Here is a 14,755-nt window from a genome sequence, read left to right as displayed (position 1 = left end):
ATCAGAGGGGAAGTAATTCCGGTCGCTTGGGCTCCAGGGTCTCGTGGGGGTTCTTCCCCAGCAGGTGCTGACCGAGCCAGGGCAGGAAATGCTCCTTGGCCCACCGCAGATCCTCGAGCCGCTCCGTCTGCCGTGCCGGCCCCCGCCGCACGGCCGCCGCGGAGGCGTCCCGGACCGGGGTCGTCGGAGTCGCCGGGGCCGTGGGAGCCAGTCCCAGGACCTCGGCGGCCCGCAGTGCCACCTGCCGGTGCCCCTCGGACGAGAGGTGCAGCCGGTCCTCGCTCCAGGCCTGGGGATGCTGGATGGAGGTCATGGACCACAGGTCGACGACCGCGCATCCGTGCCGCTCCGCGATGGCGTGGATGTGCGCCGTGTACGTGGCGATCTTCCCGCGCAGATGGCGCAGGACGGGTGTGCCCCGCGGATCGAAGCCCGTGAAGACGAGCACGGTCTTCGCCGCGCCGCTCAGCTCGACGACGGCTTCCTCGAAGCGGTCGGTGATGCGGTCCACCGAACTCCCGAGCCGCAGGATGTCGTTGCCGCCGGCACACAGGCTGACCAGGTCCGGGGCCAACTCGATGGCGCGGGGCACCTGTTCGGTGATGATCTCTTCGATGACCTTGCCACGTATGGCGAGATTGGCGTAGCGAAGGGGTACGGGGGAGCGGTGGGCGAGCCGGTCGGCGAAGCGGTCGGCCCAGCCGACGAGCGCGCCTTCGGAGGTCTCGTCGCCCAGCCCCTCCGTGAAGCTGTCCCCGAGAGCGACGAACGAGCCGATCGGGGCTCTGCCGAGCCGGGTCTGTGTGTCGGACATCCTGCGTCGCCTCCCGTTCCGTCACCCCAGTGCCACGACCTTGCCGCAATCTTTTGGTCGAATCAAATGAATAATCGGGAGAGTGTCACCTTCGGCGGAGCGAGGGCCGGCGGCCTGGGTAGGTGAACGGGACGGTACGGGGCGGGACTTGAGCCCGGACGGATCCGGCCGCCTCGTCGCCCCTTGCTCAGCCGGAGTGCAGGGTGCGCAAGCGTCCGGGCTCCGCCGGGTCACGGTCGGCGACCTGGACGGGCGCCCATGCCCACTGCCATACGGCGATGTCCGGCGTACGCGTGAAGCGGATCGGCCCGCGCGTGCCCTCGACCGCCACATGCGGCCACGCCGACGCGAGAGCCGCCCGGCCGGTGCCGTGGGAACGCAGCGCCTCGGCGAGGACGGTGACGGTGTCCCAGCCCTCGAAGGCGACGAACGAGGGCGCCTCGCCCAGCCGTTCGTGGAGCTCCTTCCCGACCCGCTCGCCGAGCGGGCCGAGGCGCTCGGGGAGGTAGCGCAGGAACGGGATCCCGGCACCTTCCTCGCCCAACGCGACGGCCCAGGACGGGAATTCCGGCTGTCCGGCCGGGGCGCCGACGAGGAGGTCCGCGAGTCGCGCGTCGCGCCGTACGGCCCTGACGATCGGCACCGCCGGTTCCGGATGGCCGACCAGCAGGAGAAGTGCCGTCGCGCCGTGATCGGCGAGCGCGTCGCACAGTGCTTCCGGGGTGAGGGTGTTCGCGTCGAGCGTGAGGACGCTGCCGCCGTGGGGAGCGAGACGCTCGCGCAGGACGCGGGTCCCCGACGCCCAGTAGACGCCGGGCTGGGCCACCACGGCGATCCGGTTCCGGCCCTGGCGGAGCAGGAAGTCCGCGTAGATCCGCCAGCCGTGGGACTGGGCCGGGGCCAGCCGCGCGACCCCTTCCGCCGGCTCGTCGGTGAGCGCGTCGAGTACCGCGGAGGAGCAGAGGAACGGAACACCGAGCGCCTCGGCCCGGGTGGCGACCGCGCGGGCGACGACGCTGTGGTACTCGCCCACCACCGCGGTCACGCCCAGACCGGCCAGCTCGTCCACGTGCGCCTCGGCCCGCGCCGGATCGGCCGCGGTGTCCCGCACCACCAGTTCCAGGGGCCTGCCGTCGATCCCGCCGATGCCGTTGATCTCGCCGACCGCCAGCTCGAGTCCGGCGAGCAGATGCCGGCCCGCCTCGGTCCAGCCGGGCCGCGTCAGCGGGACGAGCGCGCCCAGACGGACGGGCTCTCCGGTGGTGGGCCGGCCTTCGGACGGCGAGGACGGGATGTTCATCGGCGGGTGCCTCCCTGGACGACGCGGTGGCGCCCGCGCACCGTACCTGGGAGCGGTACGGCGTCGACGCCGACGCCACCGGCATCGTGTCCGGCGCACCGGACCAGGTCAACCGCCGCCGTACGTCCGGGCATTCCGGCCGTACGGCGGCACGACCCCTGCTACGAGGGGGAGTTACGGCGGTCGCCTCGGCCGGAGCCCCGGGCGGGCTTGCCGGCTGCGGCGCCGGCGCCGTTCGTCCGCGCGCCCCGGGCCCGGCGGTCGGCCCCGCGGCCGCCCGAGCCGGCGGCACCGGCAGCGGCCTTCCCGGCCCCGGCAGCGGCCCCGTTTCCGGCTCCGGATCCGGTCCGGCGGGCACCGCCGCGCCTGCCGCCGCCCGCGGTGGACGGCTTGTCGGCTCCGGCTGCCCCGGTGGCGGCGGCGCGCCGCTGCGGGCCCTGGTTCCGCGTACCCGCGTCGGCGGACGCACCCGCCGTGGCTCCGGCGCCGGCCCTGCGCGGACGGCCGGCCCGTCGGCCGGGCTCGGTGCCCGGCTTCCGGCCCCGTCGTGCCGTCGCCGGGGGAGTCGGCTGGGCCGTCTCGAGGACGACGGGCACGCCGGAGGGCTCGCGGGCGCCGGTGAGGGCGGCGAGCGCCGGGTCACTGGAGGTGACGCGGGCCGTCCGGGGGCGGATCGCCGCGTCCGACATGAGCCGGCTGACGTCCCGCTTCTGGTCGGGCAGGACCAGGGTGACCACGCTGCCCGTGCTGCCGGCGCGGGCCGTACGGCCGCCCCGGTGCACGTAGTCCTTGTGGTCGGTGGGCGGGTCGACGTTCACGACGAGGTCGAGGTCGTCGATGTGTATGCCCCGGGCCGCGACGTTCGTCGCCACCAGCGCCGTGACCTGGCCGTTCTTGAACTGCTCCAGGGTGCGGGTGCGCTGCGGCTGGCTCCGGCCGCCGTGCAGGGCCGCCGCGCGGACGCCGACGGACAGCAGCCGCTTGGCGAGCCGGTCGGCGGACCGCTTCGTGTCGAGGAACAGGATGACCCGGCCGTCACGGGCCGCGATCCGCGTGGTGACGGCCTTCTTGTCGGTCTCGTCCAGGACATGGAGCACGTGGTGCTCCATGGTGGTGACCGCTCCCGCGGACGGGTCCACGGAATGCACGACGGGGTCGACCAGGAAGCGCTGCACCAGACGGTCGATGTTGCCGTCGAGGGTGGCCGAGAAGAGCAGTCGCTGCCCGTCCGGCCGGACCTGCAGCATCAGCTTGGTGATCTGCGGCAGGAAGCCCAGGTCGGTCATCTGGTCGGCCTCGTCGAGGACCGTGATCCGCACCTGGTCGAGCTCGCAGTCGCCCCGCTCCACCAGGTCGTTGAGCCGGCCGGGCGTCGCGACGAGGACCTCGGCGCCGCGCCGCAGCGCCCCGGCCTGCTTGGTGATCGACAGCCCGCCGACCACGGTGGTCAGCCGGAGGTTCACCGCCGTCGCGTACGGCGTCAGGGCGTCCGTGACCTGCTGGGCGAGCTCACGGGTGGGCACCAGGACGAGGGCGAGCGGGGCCCTGGACTCGGCGCGCAGACCGGCCGTACGGGCCAGCAGGGCGAGCCCGAACGCCAGGGTCTTGCCGGAGCCGGTGCGCCCGCGCCCCAGCAGGTCGCGGCCGGCGAGCGAGTTCGGCAGCGTGGCGGCCTGGATGGGGAAGGGGGTGGTGACGCCCTGGGCGACGAGGGTCTTCAGCAGCCCCGCGGGCATGTCCAGCTCGGCGAATTCCTCGACGGCGGGCAATGCGGGCGTCGTGTTTTCCGGCAGCCGGAATTCCTTGGGCGGCGCGGAGGACGCGGGGGAAGAGGTGCGCCGGCCAGACTTCTGGGGCCTGCGAGGCATGCGTTTTTTTCCTTCCTGGAAACAGCGCAAACCGGGGTTCGCACCGTGATGGTGCGAACCCCGGTTTGTGATGACGTCGCCGACGATCAGGCGGGGACGATGTTCTCCGCCTGCGGGCCCTTCTGGCCCTGCGTGACGTCGAAGGAAACCCGCTGGCCCTCCTGGAGCTCACGGAAGCCCTGGGTGGCGATGTTCGAGTAGTGGGCGAAGACGTCCGGGCCGCCGCCGTCCTGCTCGATGAAGCCGAAGCCCTTTTCCGAGTTGAACCACTTCACGGTTCCCTGCGCCATGATTTTCTCCTTCTGTAGGCAGAGGCCCCATCCGGAGAATCCGGAAAACAAAAAATGCGCCCGTAAGGAGTATTCCTGCCGGGCGCACATGAGTTCATGGGTACCACAACTGCAACTCTGTGAGTCTAACACAGATGCGCCGGACGCGGGGGAGTGGCCGGGGTGGGGCGGCTTGATTCCGGGCCTCGGCGAATTTCCTGGCATCCGGGCGACACCGCCGTCCGGGGCAGGCGGCACGCCGTGCCATCCCCCTCCGGATCAAGGGGACCGGGGGCGGCTCGGCCTCCGGCGGTGTGGCACGGGCCTCCGTCGGCACCTCTTCGGGCTGCCGGTCCCCTCCCCGAGATCAACGGGGTGGCGCCGCCGCGTCCTCGAGCAGGACGCGGGGAGTGCCCGTGCCGTCGGCCGGGACCGTCCAGACGTTCTCGCCGCCGGCGCGGTCGTCGTCCTCGGTGGCGGGCAGCGCGTAGGCGACCGTGCGGTCGTCGAGCCACACCGCCTGGTCGTCGACACTGCGCCGTTCGGCGAGCGCGGTCGACTTCGACGTCCGCAGATCCAGGACGTGCTCGCGCCACAGCGCGGTCTTCCCGAGGACCCGCTTCTTGTACGCGACGCGGGTCTCGTCGGGAGACAGGGACGGGCACTCCACGTTCTCGGCCAGGGTGGTGACCGTACGGGCCGTCAGAGAGCCGCGGACCAGATAGGTCTGATCGCGGGTGCTCAGCGTGGCGTAGAAAGTGTCGTCGTCGGCGGCGAAGGTGACGCCCCAGAAGTTCACGTCGGCGTTGTGGTAGGCGCGGCCGTCCAGGGTGATGGCGAACTCTTCCAGGCTCGGGACGAGTCGCCAGGTCCGGGTGTCGAGGATCGAGGTACGGGTCGAGAAGAAGGAGCTGCTGTACGACTCGCCCTTGACGAAGACGGTCCACGCGGCCAGATGTCCGCTGGGGGAGACCCGGGCGCGGCTCGGGACCCCGGCGAGGGCGTACGCGCGCCGGGTGCGCAGCTCGGCGTCGAGAACCAAGGCGCGGTACGAAGGCCGGCCGAGGGTACGGGTCGACTGGAGGCAGACGCCGGTCCCCGTCGCCGCGTGGAAGCGCAGACAGGCGACCGGGGACGCGGTGCGCGTGGCGTTCTCGGGCGCGGTCGCCGGCACGGACACGAGACGGTCGCGCCGGGGTCCCGCCGCGGTGGAACGGAAGACCCGCCGGCCCGGCTCGTCCAGGCGGACCTTCCCGCTCGTGTACGCCGGTCCGCCCGCGCGCGGCGCGTTCTCCTCGGCGGCCCGGTCCGCCGCCGACAGCACGGACCAGGTGCCCAGGCCCGCGAGGAGCAGCACCCCCACGACGAGGATCAGCAGCCGGCGCTGCGGGGTGAGGGTCATCGACGGCCTTCCGAAGGGCGCAGGGCCACGCCGGCGACCGCCGCGCAGCAGGCGAGGCCGGCGGCGGCCACGGCGAGGGCGGGGCCGTCGCCCCAGGTCGCCCACGCGGCGCCGAACGCCAGCGAACAGCAGAACCGGGCCAGTGCCTGCCCGGTGCCGACCAGGGCGATGCCGCTGGCCCGCAGCGGGGCGGGCACCACGGCGGCGACGGCGGCGGGCAGCACCCCGTCGGTGGCGGCGTAGAAGATGCCGTGCAGCGCGAGGACCAGGTACGGCAGGGCCGGCGTGTCCGGCGACCACAGCAACAGGGCGTAGGCGAGCAGCAGCCCGGCGTGCCCGGCGAGGAACACCGTCCGGCGCCCGATCCGGTCGGCGAGGCGCCCGGCGGGCAGGGCGAGCAGCAGGAACACGGCCGCGCTGCCGAGCGGGAGCAGCGGAAGGAGCTGCTCGCCGACCCCGGCCCGGCGCTGGAGCAGGATGTAGAGGAACGCGTCGCTGACCGTGGTCAGGCCCAGCAGCACCGCGCAGCAGGCCAGGGCCCGCAGCCGAGGGGTCCGGAGCAGTCCGAACGCGGCCCGCAGATCCACCCGCGCCTCGGCGTCGGCCGCCGGACCCTTCGCCCGGCCCGCCCGGCCCGCCCGGCTCCGTACCGGAACGCCGGTCGGTCGCGCGCCCCGCGCCGCGCGCCGCTGCCCGCCGGGCACGAACAGCAGCAGGACCAGGACGCCGAGTGCCGCCACGCAGCCGCTGACCGTGAAGACCGCGTCGTAACCCCCCGCCGCCATACCGAGGATGAGGAACGCGACCAGCGGGCCGAGCAGCGCGCCCGTGGTGTCCATCGCGCGGTGCAGCCCGAACGCCCGGCCCTGCCGCTCGGGCGGCGCGGACAACGAGATCAGCGCGTCGCGCGGGGCGGTGCGCAGGCCCTTGCCCGTACGGTCCAGGGCCAGGGACACGCCCAGGGCGCCCAGGTGCGGGACCAGCAGCAGCGGCTTCACCAGCGCTGACAGGCCGTACCCGATCCCGGCCACCAGTTTGTGGTCGCGCACCCGGTCGGCGAGGTGGCCGCCGGCGAGCTGGACCAGGGCGCTCACCCCGTTCTGCACGCCGTCGAGCATGCCGAAGCCCAGCGGCCCGAGTCCCAGGCCGAAGACCAGATAGAGCGGCAGGACGGCGGTGACCATCTCGGTCGACACATCCGTGATCAGACTGACCGTGCCGAGCGCGAGGACGGTCGGCGAGGCCGCGCGGAGGGTGCCGCGCACCCGGCCGCCGGACGGCGAGCGGGTCGTTCCGGTCGGTGTGGTGCGGTCGGCCAGATACACGGGCGAGTCTCCAACTGCCGTGAGCGGTACGCGCGCTGGTCACTGTAGCGGCTGAACGCTCCGGGAAGGGCACGATCGGGACGGCTTCGCGACCGCTTGCCACCAATTCCGTGAAAGGCGTCATCGTCCCCGTGTTGTGCGCCTATCTTCCCGTTGTACGCTGCGATTCGAGCACAACGTCCGCGCTGTGCGCAGGGGGTGTTCGTGGGGGGTTTCACCGGCGGGAGGCCGAAGCGGCGACGCTTCGACGCCGACCGCCTGTCTTGTCACGCATGTCAGGCACGCCGGATCCGGTCTGCCCGGGTGGGGGATACCCGCGGTCGGCCACGGTCCGGAGCGCCCGTTCACCGGCTGCCCGGCGAACGGGCCGGATAGCCGCGCCCGCGCGCACCGTCGCGACCGGCCGGGCGGTGCCCCGAGGGGCGCCGCGACGACCGGTCCGCACGAGTGTGCCGACGCGGGGACGCGACGGCGGACCGACCAGCCGCCGCTCCGTCCTCGCCGTGTCGTGCGCCGTTCTCCCGCCGTGCCCGTCGTGTGTCCGTCGTTTCACTCATCGATCCGTTCCCGGTACGCCGCTCGACCCCGTGACCCACCCGGCTCACCGCACACCGTTCAGCGCACCAAGGCTCATCGCTCGCTCAGCTCGTCGACCGGCAGCGTCGAACAGCCAGCCATCCGGACCAGCCGCTCTGGTCCGGGACCGACCCGAGGGGGGTGGGTGTGTCCGATCGCGATGTCAACACACCCGAAATATCACGTAGTTCACGTCTGACCGCACTCGCGGGAGCGGACCGACCGCTCCACGCCCTGGCCGGCCGGCTGCTCGCCGTGGCCGAGCGGGGCCTCCCGCGGATGCTTCTGCCGGAGGGCGGCGAGTTCGCCTTCACCCGCGCCGCGCGCCGCGACGGCACCCGGACCCTGGAGCGGCGCGGCACCAGCCTCCGCTACGCCGCCATCACCGCGCTCGGCGTCCGCTACCTGCCCGCCGACCGGCAGCGTGCCGTCCTCGGCGGCCGCACCGCCGAGGAGTTCACCGGGCTGCTCGTCGAACGGCTGCCCGGGGTACGGGGGTTGGGCGACGCCGCGCTGGTGGCCTGGGCCGCCGCCGAGACCGGCCACCCCAAACTGTCCGACGCGCTCGACCGGGTCGCCGCCCTGGACCGGCCCGGCACGCCCCAGTACACCGTCGAGGCCGCCTGGGTGCTCTCCGCGCTCGCCGCCGCCCGTGCCACCGGCACCGTCGACGTCGAGGACCGCCTCGCCGCGGCCCGCGACCGGCTGCTGGACGCCCGGATCGGTGACGGCCCGCTCTTCCCGCACGCCACCGGACCCGGCCTCACCCCGTGGTACCGCGCGCACATCGGCTGCTTCGCCGACCAGACGTACCCCCTCCAGGCCCTCGCCCGCGCCCACGCGAGCGGCGGCGGCGACCCCGAGGCGCTCGCCGCCGCCGACGCCTGCGCCGCCCGGATCTGCGCCCTCCAGGGCGACGGCGGCCAGTGGTGGTGGCACTACGACGCCCGGCGCGGCACCGTCGTCGAGGGCTACCCCGTCTACAGTGTCCACCAGCACGCCATGGCCCCCACCGCCCTGCTCGACCTGGCCGAGGCCGGCGGCACCGACTTCGGCGAGCCGGTCCGCCGCGGTCTGCGCTGGATGACCGACGTCCCCGAACTCGCCGCCGCCGGTTCCACCGAGCCGATGATCCGGGACGAGCTCGGCGTCACCTGGCGCAAGGTGTACCGGGGCGATCCGAAGAAGGCCGTACGGGCCGCCCGCGGCCTCGGCACCCGGGTCCGGCCCGGTCTGCGGCTCCGGCCGCTCGACACCGTGTTCCGGCCCACCGCCGTGGACCGCGAGTGCCGCCCTTACGAGTTCGGCTGGATGCTCTTCGCCTGGCTCGGCGGCCTCCCCGGCGACACCCCGGAGGCTCTCGACACCCCGGAGGACACCGCGAGATGACGTTACGCCAGCACCTCTTCGGGGTCACTCTCGACGCCCTCACCCTGGACCAGACCGTCGAGCGCTGCCTCGCCGCCGTCCGGGCCGGGGAACGCCTGGAGATCGGCGTCGTCAACGCCGCCAAGCTGGTCGCCATGCGCCGCGACCCGGCCCTCGCCCGCGCCGTCTCCGGCTGCGACCTGATCCTCGCCGACGGCCAGTCGGTGGTCTGGGCCGGCCGGCTGCTCCGCCGCCCGCTGCCCGAACGCGTCGCCGGAATCGACCTGTTCGAGCGGCTGCTCGCCGAGGCCGAGACCGCCGGGCTCTCCGTCTACTTCCTCGGCGCCACCCAGGACGCGCTCGACCGGATGCTCCGCCGGATCGCCGTCCGCCACCCCGGCCTGCGGGTCGCCGGCAGCCGCCACGGCTACTTCGCCGACCGGGAACAGGGCGCCATCGCCGACGCCGTCGCCGCCAGCGGCGCCCACATGCTGTTCCTCGGCATGACCTCGCCCAAGAAGGAGAACTTCACCGCCGGATACGGCGCCCGGACCGGGGCCGGGCTCGTCCACGGCGTCGGCGGCTCCTTCGACGTCCTCGCCGGCGTCACCCGCCGCGCCCCCGTCCGCTGGCAGCGCCTCGGCCTCGAATGGCTCTACCGGGCCCTGCAGGAACCACGCCGCCTCGGCCGCCGCTACCTCACCACCAACGCCTCCTTCGCCCTGATGACGGGACGGGAGCTGCTCCGCCGGACACCGGCACCGTCGATCAGCACCGCAAGCAGGGGGGAATCGTGATGCGCGTCGTCGTCGTGGGACAGGGATACGTCGGACTGCCGCTCGCCGTCCGGGCCGCCGAGACCGGCCACGAGGTCATCGGCTTCGACGTCGACGCCGAACGCGTCAAGAGCCTCGCGGCCGGGGAGTCGTACGTCGAGGACGTCTCCTCCGCCCGTCTCCGCGCCGCCCTGGAGGCCGGCAGCTACCGGGCCACCGACTCCGTACGGGACTGCGGCGGCTTCGACGTGGCCGTCGTCACCGTGCCGACCCCGCTCCACGAGGGCACCCCGGACCTGCGGTACATCGAGGAGTCGGCCCGCGCCCTCGCCCGCTATCTGCGGCCCGGCGCGACCGTGATCCTGGAGTCGACCACGTACCCCGGCACCACCCAGGAACTCTTCGGCCCGCTCCTGGAGGAGGGCTCGGGGCTGGTCGCCGGCGCCGACTTCCACCTCGGTTACAGCCCGGAGCGGATCGACCCCGGCAACCCGGTCTGGGGCTTCGAACAGACCCCCAAGGTCGTCTCGGGGGTGAGCGAGGCCTCCCTCAAGGCCGTGCGGGAGTTCTACGACGGTCTCGTCGACACCACCGTCCCGGTCACCTCCCCCAAGGAGGCCGAACTGGCCAAACTCCTGGAGAACACCTTCCGGCACGTCAACATCGCCCTCGTCAACGAGATCGCGATGTTCGCCCGCCACCTCGACATCGACGTCTGGCAGGCCATCGACGCCGCCTCCAGCAAACCCTTCGGCTTCATGCGCTTCACACCCGGCCCCGGCGTCGGCGGGCACTGCCTGCCCATCGACCCGTCGTACCTGTCCTGGCGGGTGCAGCGCGAACTCGGCCAGAGCTTCCGCTTCGTGGAACTCGCCAACGACATCAACAACCACATGCCCGACTTCGTCGCCCGCCGGCTGATCGACGCCTTCAACACGCGCAAGCGCTCCGTCAACGGCTCGCGCGTCCTGCTCCTCGGCCTCGCCTACAAGAAGAACACCGGCGACGCCCGGGAGTCGCCCGCCCTGCGGATCTCCCGGCTGCTGCTCGACCTCGGCGCGGACGTCCGCGCCGCCGACCCGCACGTCGTCGAGAACCACCGCGTCGACCCCCGGCTCGTCCGCGTCGAACTCACCGAGGAGGAACTGACCGCCGCCGACGCGGTGGTGCTCCTCACCGACCACGACGCCTTCGACTACGACCTCGTCGAGGCCCACGCCCCTTACGTACTGGACTGCCGGCGCCGGCTGAGCGGTCCCCGGATCGAGGTGCTCTGACCCCATGAGCCCGACCCCCCAGCGCATCGTCTGCGTCGCGGGCGCCCGCCCCAACTACATGAAGATCAAACCGGTGCTGGACGCCCTGGAGGCCCGGGGTGCCGAGACCGTCCTCGTCCATACCGGACAGCACTACGATCCGGCCATGAACGAGGTCTTCTTCCAGGACCTCGGGCTGCGCCCGCCCGACCACTTCCTCGGCGTCGGCTCCGGCAGCCACGCCACCCAGACCGCCCGCGTCATGACCGCCTTCGAACCGCTCCTCGACACCGTGGCGCCCGACGCCGTCGTCGTGGTCGGCGACGTCAACTCCACCCTCGCCTGTGCCCTGGTCACCGCCAAGGCGGGGCCGCTCCTCGCCCACGTCGAGGCGGGCCTGCGCAGCCGCGACTGGTCCATGCCCGAGGAGGTCAACCGGGTCGCCACCGACCGGCTCAGCGACTACCTGCTCGCCCCGTCCCCCGACGCCGCCGACAACCTGCGCGCCGAGGGATACCGGGACGACCAGATCCACGTCGTCGGCAACGTCATGATCGACACGCTGTTCGCCAACCGGGAGCGGGCGGCCGCCTCCGACATCCTCGCGCGCCTCGGACACGAGCCGGGGACGTACGGACTCGTCACCCTCCACCGGCCCGCGAACGTCGACGACCCCGAGGTCCTCGCCGGCCTGCTCAAGGCCCTCGGCGAGATCGCCGCGCACTGCCCGCTCGTCCTGCCCGTCCACCCCCGGGCCGCCGGGAAGCTGACCGCGCTCGGCGTCCACGGCGGGATCCGGCTCGTCCCGCCCGCCGGATACCTGGACTTCGTCGCCCTCCAGGCCGGCGCCCGGATCGTGCTGACCGACTCCGGTGGCGTCCAGGAGGAGACCACCGCGCTCGGCGTCCCCTGTGTGACCCTCCGGGACAACACCGAACGCCCGATCACCGTCGAGGAGGGCACCAACGTGCTGGCCGGCCGCGATCCGGACCGCGTCACCGCCACCGCGCTGCGGGTCCTCGCCGACCCGCCGCCACCCCGCCGTCCCGAACTCTGGGACGGCCGGGCGGGGGAACGGATCGCCCGGGTGATCCTGGAGGGCGGGACGGCGGCCGGCCGGCCCCGGCCCACCGACGCCCCGCCCGGCCGGGCCGACCGGCCCGAGTGGCCCGATCACGAGGACCGGCCGCCCCGACAGGTCCGCGATCGCTGAGATCCCCTCTATCCTCGTGCAGGGAACGGTAGTTGGGGGACGCCGCACCAGGCGCAAGGGGGAAACGCCATTGGACCTCGCAGAGATCTTCCGCGTCATGCGCCGGCGGTGGTACGTCCTGTTGCCGGGACTGCTGATCACCGCCGGCCTGGTCGTCGGGGCCTGGCGCGTGCTGCCGGTCTCGTACAGCTCGCAGAGCACGGTCGCGCTGCTCAACTCCCGCAAGGGAGCGGCAGCCGACGGAAACCCGTTCCTGAGCATGGAACCGTCGCTGACGGGCATGGCCGACAGCCTCGCCCGCAACGTCAACTCCGATGCCGCGAAGGGGGATCTGAAGCGGGCGGGACTCACCGAGAAGTACGAGGTGAAGATCGCGGACAACGCGCAGGGGCCGCTGCTCTGGATCACCGTCACCGGCCATGAGCCGACGGCGGTCCTGAAGGGCAACGCGACGCTCATGGAGTTCACGAAGCAGCGGCTCCGGGAGCTCCAGGCGGACCAGAAGGTGGCCCCGGACGCGATGATCCGGATCACCACCATCGTCCCGCCCCAGAAGCCCGAGGCGCAGCTCAAGTCCACCATCCAGTATCTGGTGATGGGCGGGGGCCTCGGCGTCGTGCTCAGCCTGGTGGCGACCTTCTTCGCCGAGGCGCGCCGCCGGGGCGCCGCCCGACCGCGGCACCGCCAGGGACCGGCGGGCGGCGAGGGGCCCGCCCCGCGGGCCGCCACCCGGTCCGGGCGGCCGGAGGAGGAGCGGGCGGGACAGGAACGGCCGGGGGAGCGGGCGGCCGGGCGGCCGGAGGAACAGACGGCGCCCCCGGAGTCGTACGACCAGCGTGACCAGCCCACCGTGCAACTGCCCGTGCGGCCCACCCCCGGGACCCGGCCCGCCCGGCGTCCCCCGTCCTGGGTCAAGTGACGGACCCGGCGAAGAGGAGCCCCCGAGAGGAGCCCCCCGATGCGGAACGACGCCCCCGACCAGGCGTCCCCGGCACCGCGCGACACCCCAGGTGAGTCCGGATCCTCCCCTGCCCCCGCGGGGGCGGAGACGCTGGGCGGCAAGGTCCGCTCCGCCACCCGCTGGAGCCTGATCAACACCATGGTGATGCGGCTCGGCAACTTCGCCACCGGCATCGTCCTGGTCCGCTACGTCCTCGACCCGGCCGCCTGGGGCGTCTACGGCGTCGCCCAGACGGTCCTCATGGTGCTGCTCTCCGCCAACGAACTCGGCGTCACCCTCGCGGTGGTGCGCTGGGACGGCGACGTCCGCCGCTTCGCGCCCACCGTGCTCAGCCTCAGCGCCCTGTCCAGCGGTCTGCTCTATCTCGCCCTGTTCGCCGCCGCCCCGGCCGTCGCCGGACTGCTCGGCGCCCCCGAGGCCACCGTCGTCCTGCGGGTGATGTGTCTGTGCCTGGTGCTCGACGGCCTGTCCCAGGTGCCCGCCGGCGTCCTCACCCGGGAGTTCCGCCAGGGCCGCCGGATGGTGATCGACGCCCTCAACTTCGTCGTCAGCACGGGGGTGACGGTGCTGCTCGCCCTCCAGGGCCAGGGCGCGCTGAGCTTCGCGTGCGGCGCCGTCGCCGGGAACGTGGTCGCCCTGGCCGGCTGCGCGCTCGCCGCGCCCGGCATGCTCCGCTTCGGCTGGGACCCGGTGCAGGCCCGGGCGCTGCTGCGGTTCGGGCTGCCGCTCGCCGGGGCGAGTCTGCTCTCGCTCGCCGTCGTCAACGCGGACGCCATGATCGTCGGCGCGGTCCTCGGCAATGTCGCGCTCGGCTACTACATGCTCGCCTTCAACATGGCGGGCTGGCCCGTGCGCGTCATCTCCGAGACCGCCCGCCGGGTCTCCTTCGCCGGTTTCTCCCGGCTCGCGGACTCGCCGAAGGCCCTCGCCGACGGCTTCGCCCGCGCCCTCGGGGTCCTGATGACCGCGACCGTGCCCGCCTGCGTGCTGCTCGCCGCGCTCGCCGGGCCGCTCGTCGAGCTGGTGTACGGCGCGAAGTGGCGGCCCGCCGCCGAGGCGCTGCCCTGGCTGATGGCCCTGGGCCTGGCCCGGATCGCCGCCGAGCTGACGTACGACTGTCTGGTGGCCGTCGGCCGACGCCGCTCGCTCCTGCTGATCCAGGGGCTGTGGCTGGTCACCCTGGTGCCGGTGCTGACGTTCGCCGCTCGCGAGGGCGGGATCGGGACCGTCGCCGCCGGCCATGTGGTCGTCGCCGGACTGGTCGTACTGCCCGCCTTCCTCGCCGCCCTGCGGCGCGGTGGCATCGCGGCCCGCGCGCTGGTCCGGGTGTGCGTCCGGCCGGTGCTCGGCGGGGTCGTGATGGCGGTCCTGCTGGTCCTGGGCCGCGGCCGGCTGGGGGAGGGGTTCGTCGCCCTGGCCGCCACGAGTGTGGCGGGGCTCGTGGGATACGGGCTGTGCGCCGTGCCCGGCCGCACACTGGTGCGCGGCGTGCTCACCCTGCGCCGCCGGACCGGGGTCACCTCCGCCGTACCGGCTCCCGGCTCCGTACCGGATCTCGACCCCGTGCCGGCCGCCGATTCCGCATCGGCACCGCAGCCCTCACCGCCCGCCCGTCCGCGCAACTGAT

12 protein-coding genes are annotated in these 14,755 nt (G+C 73.6%); 6 read left to right on the top strand and 6 right to left on the bottom strand.

Annotated features, from left to right (window positions below; translation table 11 throughout):
• Position 1: 1 nt before the first annotated feature.
• From ABZ693_RS12175 to ABZ693_RS12150, 6 genes are all read right to left on the bottom strand, one after another.
• A complete protein-coding gene (locus tag ABZ693_RS12175; protein WP_359875764.1) occupies positions 2-814 on the bottom strand; it encodes an SGNH/GDSL hydrolase family protein in 813 nt (270 codons plus the stop codon).
• Positions 815-1,001: 187 nt separating this feature from the next.
• On the bottom strand, positions 1,002-2,114 hold the full coding sequence (locus tag ABZ693_RS12170) for an ABC transporter substrate-binding protein (protein WP_359875763.1): 1,113 nt from the start codon (positions 2,112-2,114) through the stop codon (positions 1,002-1,004).
• A 161-nt stretch (positions 2,115-2,275) separates the two neighbouring features.
• Positions 2,276-3,982: a DEAD/DEAH box helicase gene (locus ABZ693_RS12165; RefSeq protein WP_359875762.1), complete on the bottom strand. Its 1,707-nt coding sequence runs from the start codon at positions 3,980-3,982 to the stop codon at positions 2,276-2,278.
• Between the two features lie 86 nt (positions 3,983-4,068).
• Positions 4,069-4,272: a cold-shock protein gene (locus tag ABZ693_RS12160; protein ID WP_007502648.1), complete on the bottom strand. Its 204-nt coding sequence runs from the start codon at positions 4,270-4,272 to the stop codon at positions 4,069-4,071.
• 346 nt (positions 4,273-4,618) lie between these two features.
• The gene (locus ABZ693_RS12155; protein ID WP_359875761.1) at positions 4,619-5,653 is read right to left on the bottom strand and encodes a TolB family protein; all 1,035 of its coding nucleotides are present in this window, start codon (positions 5,651-5,653) and stop codon (positions 4,619-4,621) included.
• Positions 5,650-6,978, bottom strand: a complete 1,329-nt coding sequence (locus tag ABZ693_RS12150) for an MFS transporter (protein WP_435842402.1) — start codon at positions 6,976-6,978, stop codon at positions 5,650-5,652. Before ABZ693_RS12150 ends, ABZ693_RS12155 begins: the two co-directional genes overlap by 4 nt.
• Before the next feature lie 855 nt (positions 6,979-7,833).
• On the opposite strand from ABZ693_RS12150, the gene ABZ693_RS12145 reads away from it, so the two are divergent.
• The 6 genes from ABZ693_RS12145 (at position 7,834) to ABZ693_RS12120 (ending at position 14,754) form a co-directional block, all read left to right on the top strand.
• Entirely contained in the window at positions 7,834-8,943 is a 1,110-nt protein-coding gene (locus tag ABZ693_RS12145; RefSeq protein WP_359875760.1) for a hypothetical protein, read from the top strand.
• Positions 8,940-9,719, top strand: coding sequence for a WecB/TagA/CpsF family glycosyltransferase (locus ABZ693_RS12140; protein ID WP_359875759.1), 780 nt, complete (start codon positions 8,940-8,942; stop codon positions 9,717-9,719). Before ABZ693_RS12145 ends, ABZ693_RS12140 begins: the two co-directional genes overlap by 4 nt.
• Positions 9,719-10,975 (top strand): nucleotide sugar dehydrogenase, encoded by a 1,257-nt coding sequence (locus tag ABZ693_RS12135; protein WP_359875758.1) that lies wholly within the window; start codon positions 9,719-9,721, stop codon positions 10,973-10,975. Before ABZ693_RS12140 ends, ABZ693_RS12135 begins: the two co-directional genes overlap by 1 nt.
• A 4-nt stretch (positions 10,976-10,979) precedes the next feature.
• On the top strand, positions 10,980-12,167 hold the full coding sequence (wecB, locus tag ABZ693_RS12130) for a non-hydrolyzing UDP-N-acetylglucosamine 2-epimerase (protein WP_359875757.1): 1,188 nt from the start codon (positions 10,980-10,982) through the stop codon (positions 12,165-12,167).
• Between the two features lie 70 nt (positions 12,168-12,237).
• Positions 12,238-13,086 carry a YveK family protein gene (locus tag ABZ693_RS12125; RefSeq protein WP_359875756.1) on the top strand — a complete coding sequence of 283 codons (849 nt, stop codon included), beginning with the start codon at positions 12,238-12,240 and terminating at the stop codon, positions 13,084-13,086.
• A 39-nt stretch (positions 13,087-13,125) separates the two neighbouring features.
• The gene (locus ABZ693_RS12120) at positions 13,126-14,754 is read left to right on the top strand and encodes an oligosaccharide flippase family protein (protein WP_359875755.1); all 1,629 of its coding nucleotides are present in this window, start codon (positions 13,126-13,128) and stop codon (positions 14,752-14,754) included.
• Position 14,755 lies beyond the last annotated feature (1 nt).

The organism is Streptomyces laurentii (genome assembly GCF_040635425.1).
Classification (GTDB): Bacteria; Actinomycetota; Actinomycetes; order Streptomycetales; family Streptomycetaceae; genus Streptomyces; species Streptomyces laurentii.
This window is presented reverse-complemented; position numbering and strand designations above follow the sequence as displayed.

Excerpts from the sequence above, each read along its gene's own strand:
- ABZ693_RS12155 (WP_359875761.1), bottom strand. The coding sequence starts at position 5,653 with ATGACCCTCACCCCGCAGCGCCGGCTGCTGATCCTCGTCGTGGGGGTG.
- wecB (WP_359875757.1), top strand. The coding sequence starts at position 10,980 with ATGAGCCCGACCCCCCAGCGCATCGTCTGCGTCGCGGGCGCCCGCCCC.
- ABZ693_RS12140 (WP_359875759.1), top strand. The coding sequence starts at position 8,940 with ATGACGTTACGCCAGCACCTCTTCGGGGTCACTCTCGACGCCCTCACC.
- ABZ693_RS12175 (WP_359875764.1), bottom strand. The coding sequence starts at position 814 with ATGTCCGACACACAGACCCGGCTCGGCAGAGCCCCGATCGGCTCGTTC.
- ABZ693_RS12170 (WP_359875763.1), bottom strand. The coding sequence starts at position 2,114 with ATGAACATCCCGTCCTCGCCGTCCGAAGGCCGGCCCACCACCGGAGAG.
- ABZ693_RS12160 (WP_007502648.1), bottom strand. The coding sequence starts at position 4,272 with ATGGCGCAGGGAACCGTGAAGTGGTTCAACTCGGAAAAGGGCTTCGGC.
- ABZ693_RS12135 (WP_359875758.1), top strand. The coding sequence starts at position 9,719 with ATGCGCGTCGTCGTCGTGGGACAGGGATACGTCGGACTGCCGCTCGCC.
- ABZ693_RS12120 (WP_359875755.1), top strand. The coding sequence starts at position 13,126 with ATGCGGAACGACGCCCCCGACCAGGCGTCCCCGGCACCGCGCGACACC.
- ABZ693_RS12145 (WP_359875760.1), top strand. The coding sequence starts at position 7,834 with ATGCTTCTGCCGGAGGGCGGCGAGTTCGCCTTCACCCGCGCCGCGCGC.
- ABZ693_RS12165 (WP_359875762.1), bottom strand. The coding sequence starts at position 3,982 with ATGCCTCGCAGGCCCCAGAAGTCTGGCCGGCGCACCTCTTCCCCCGCG.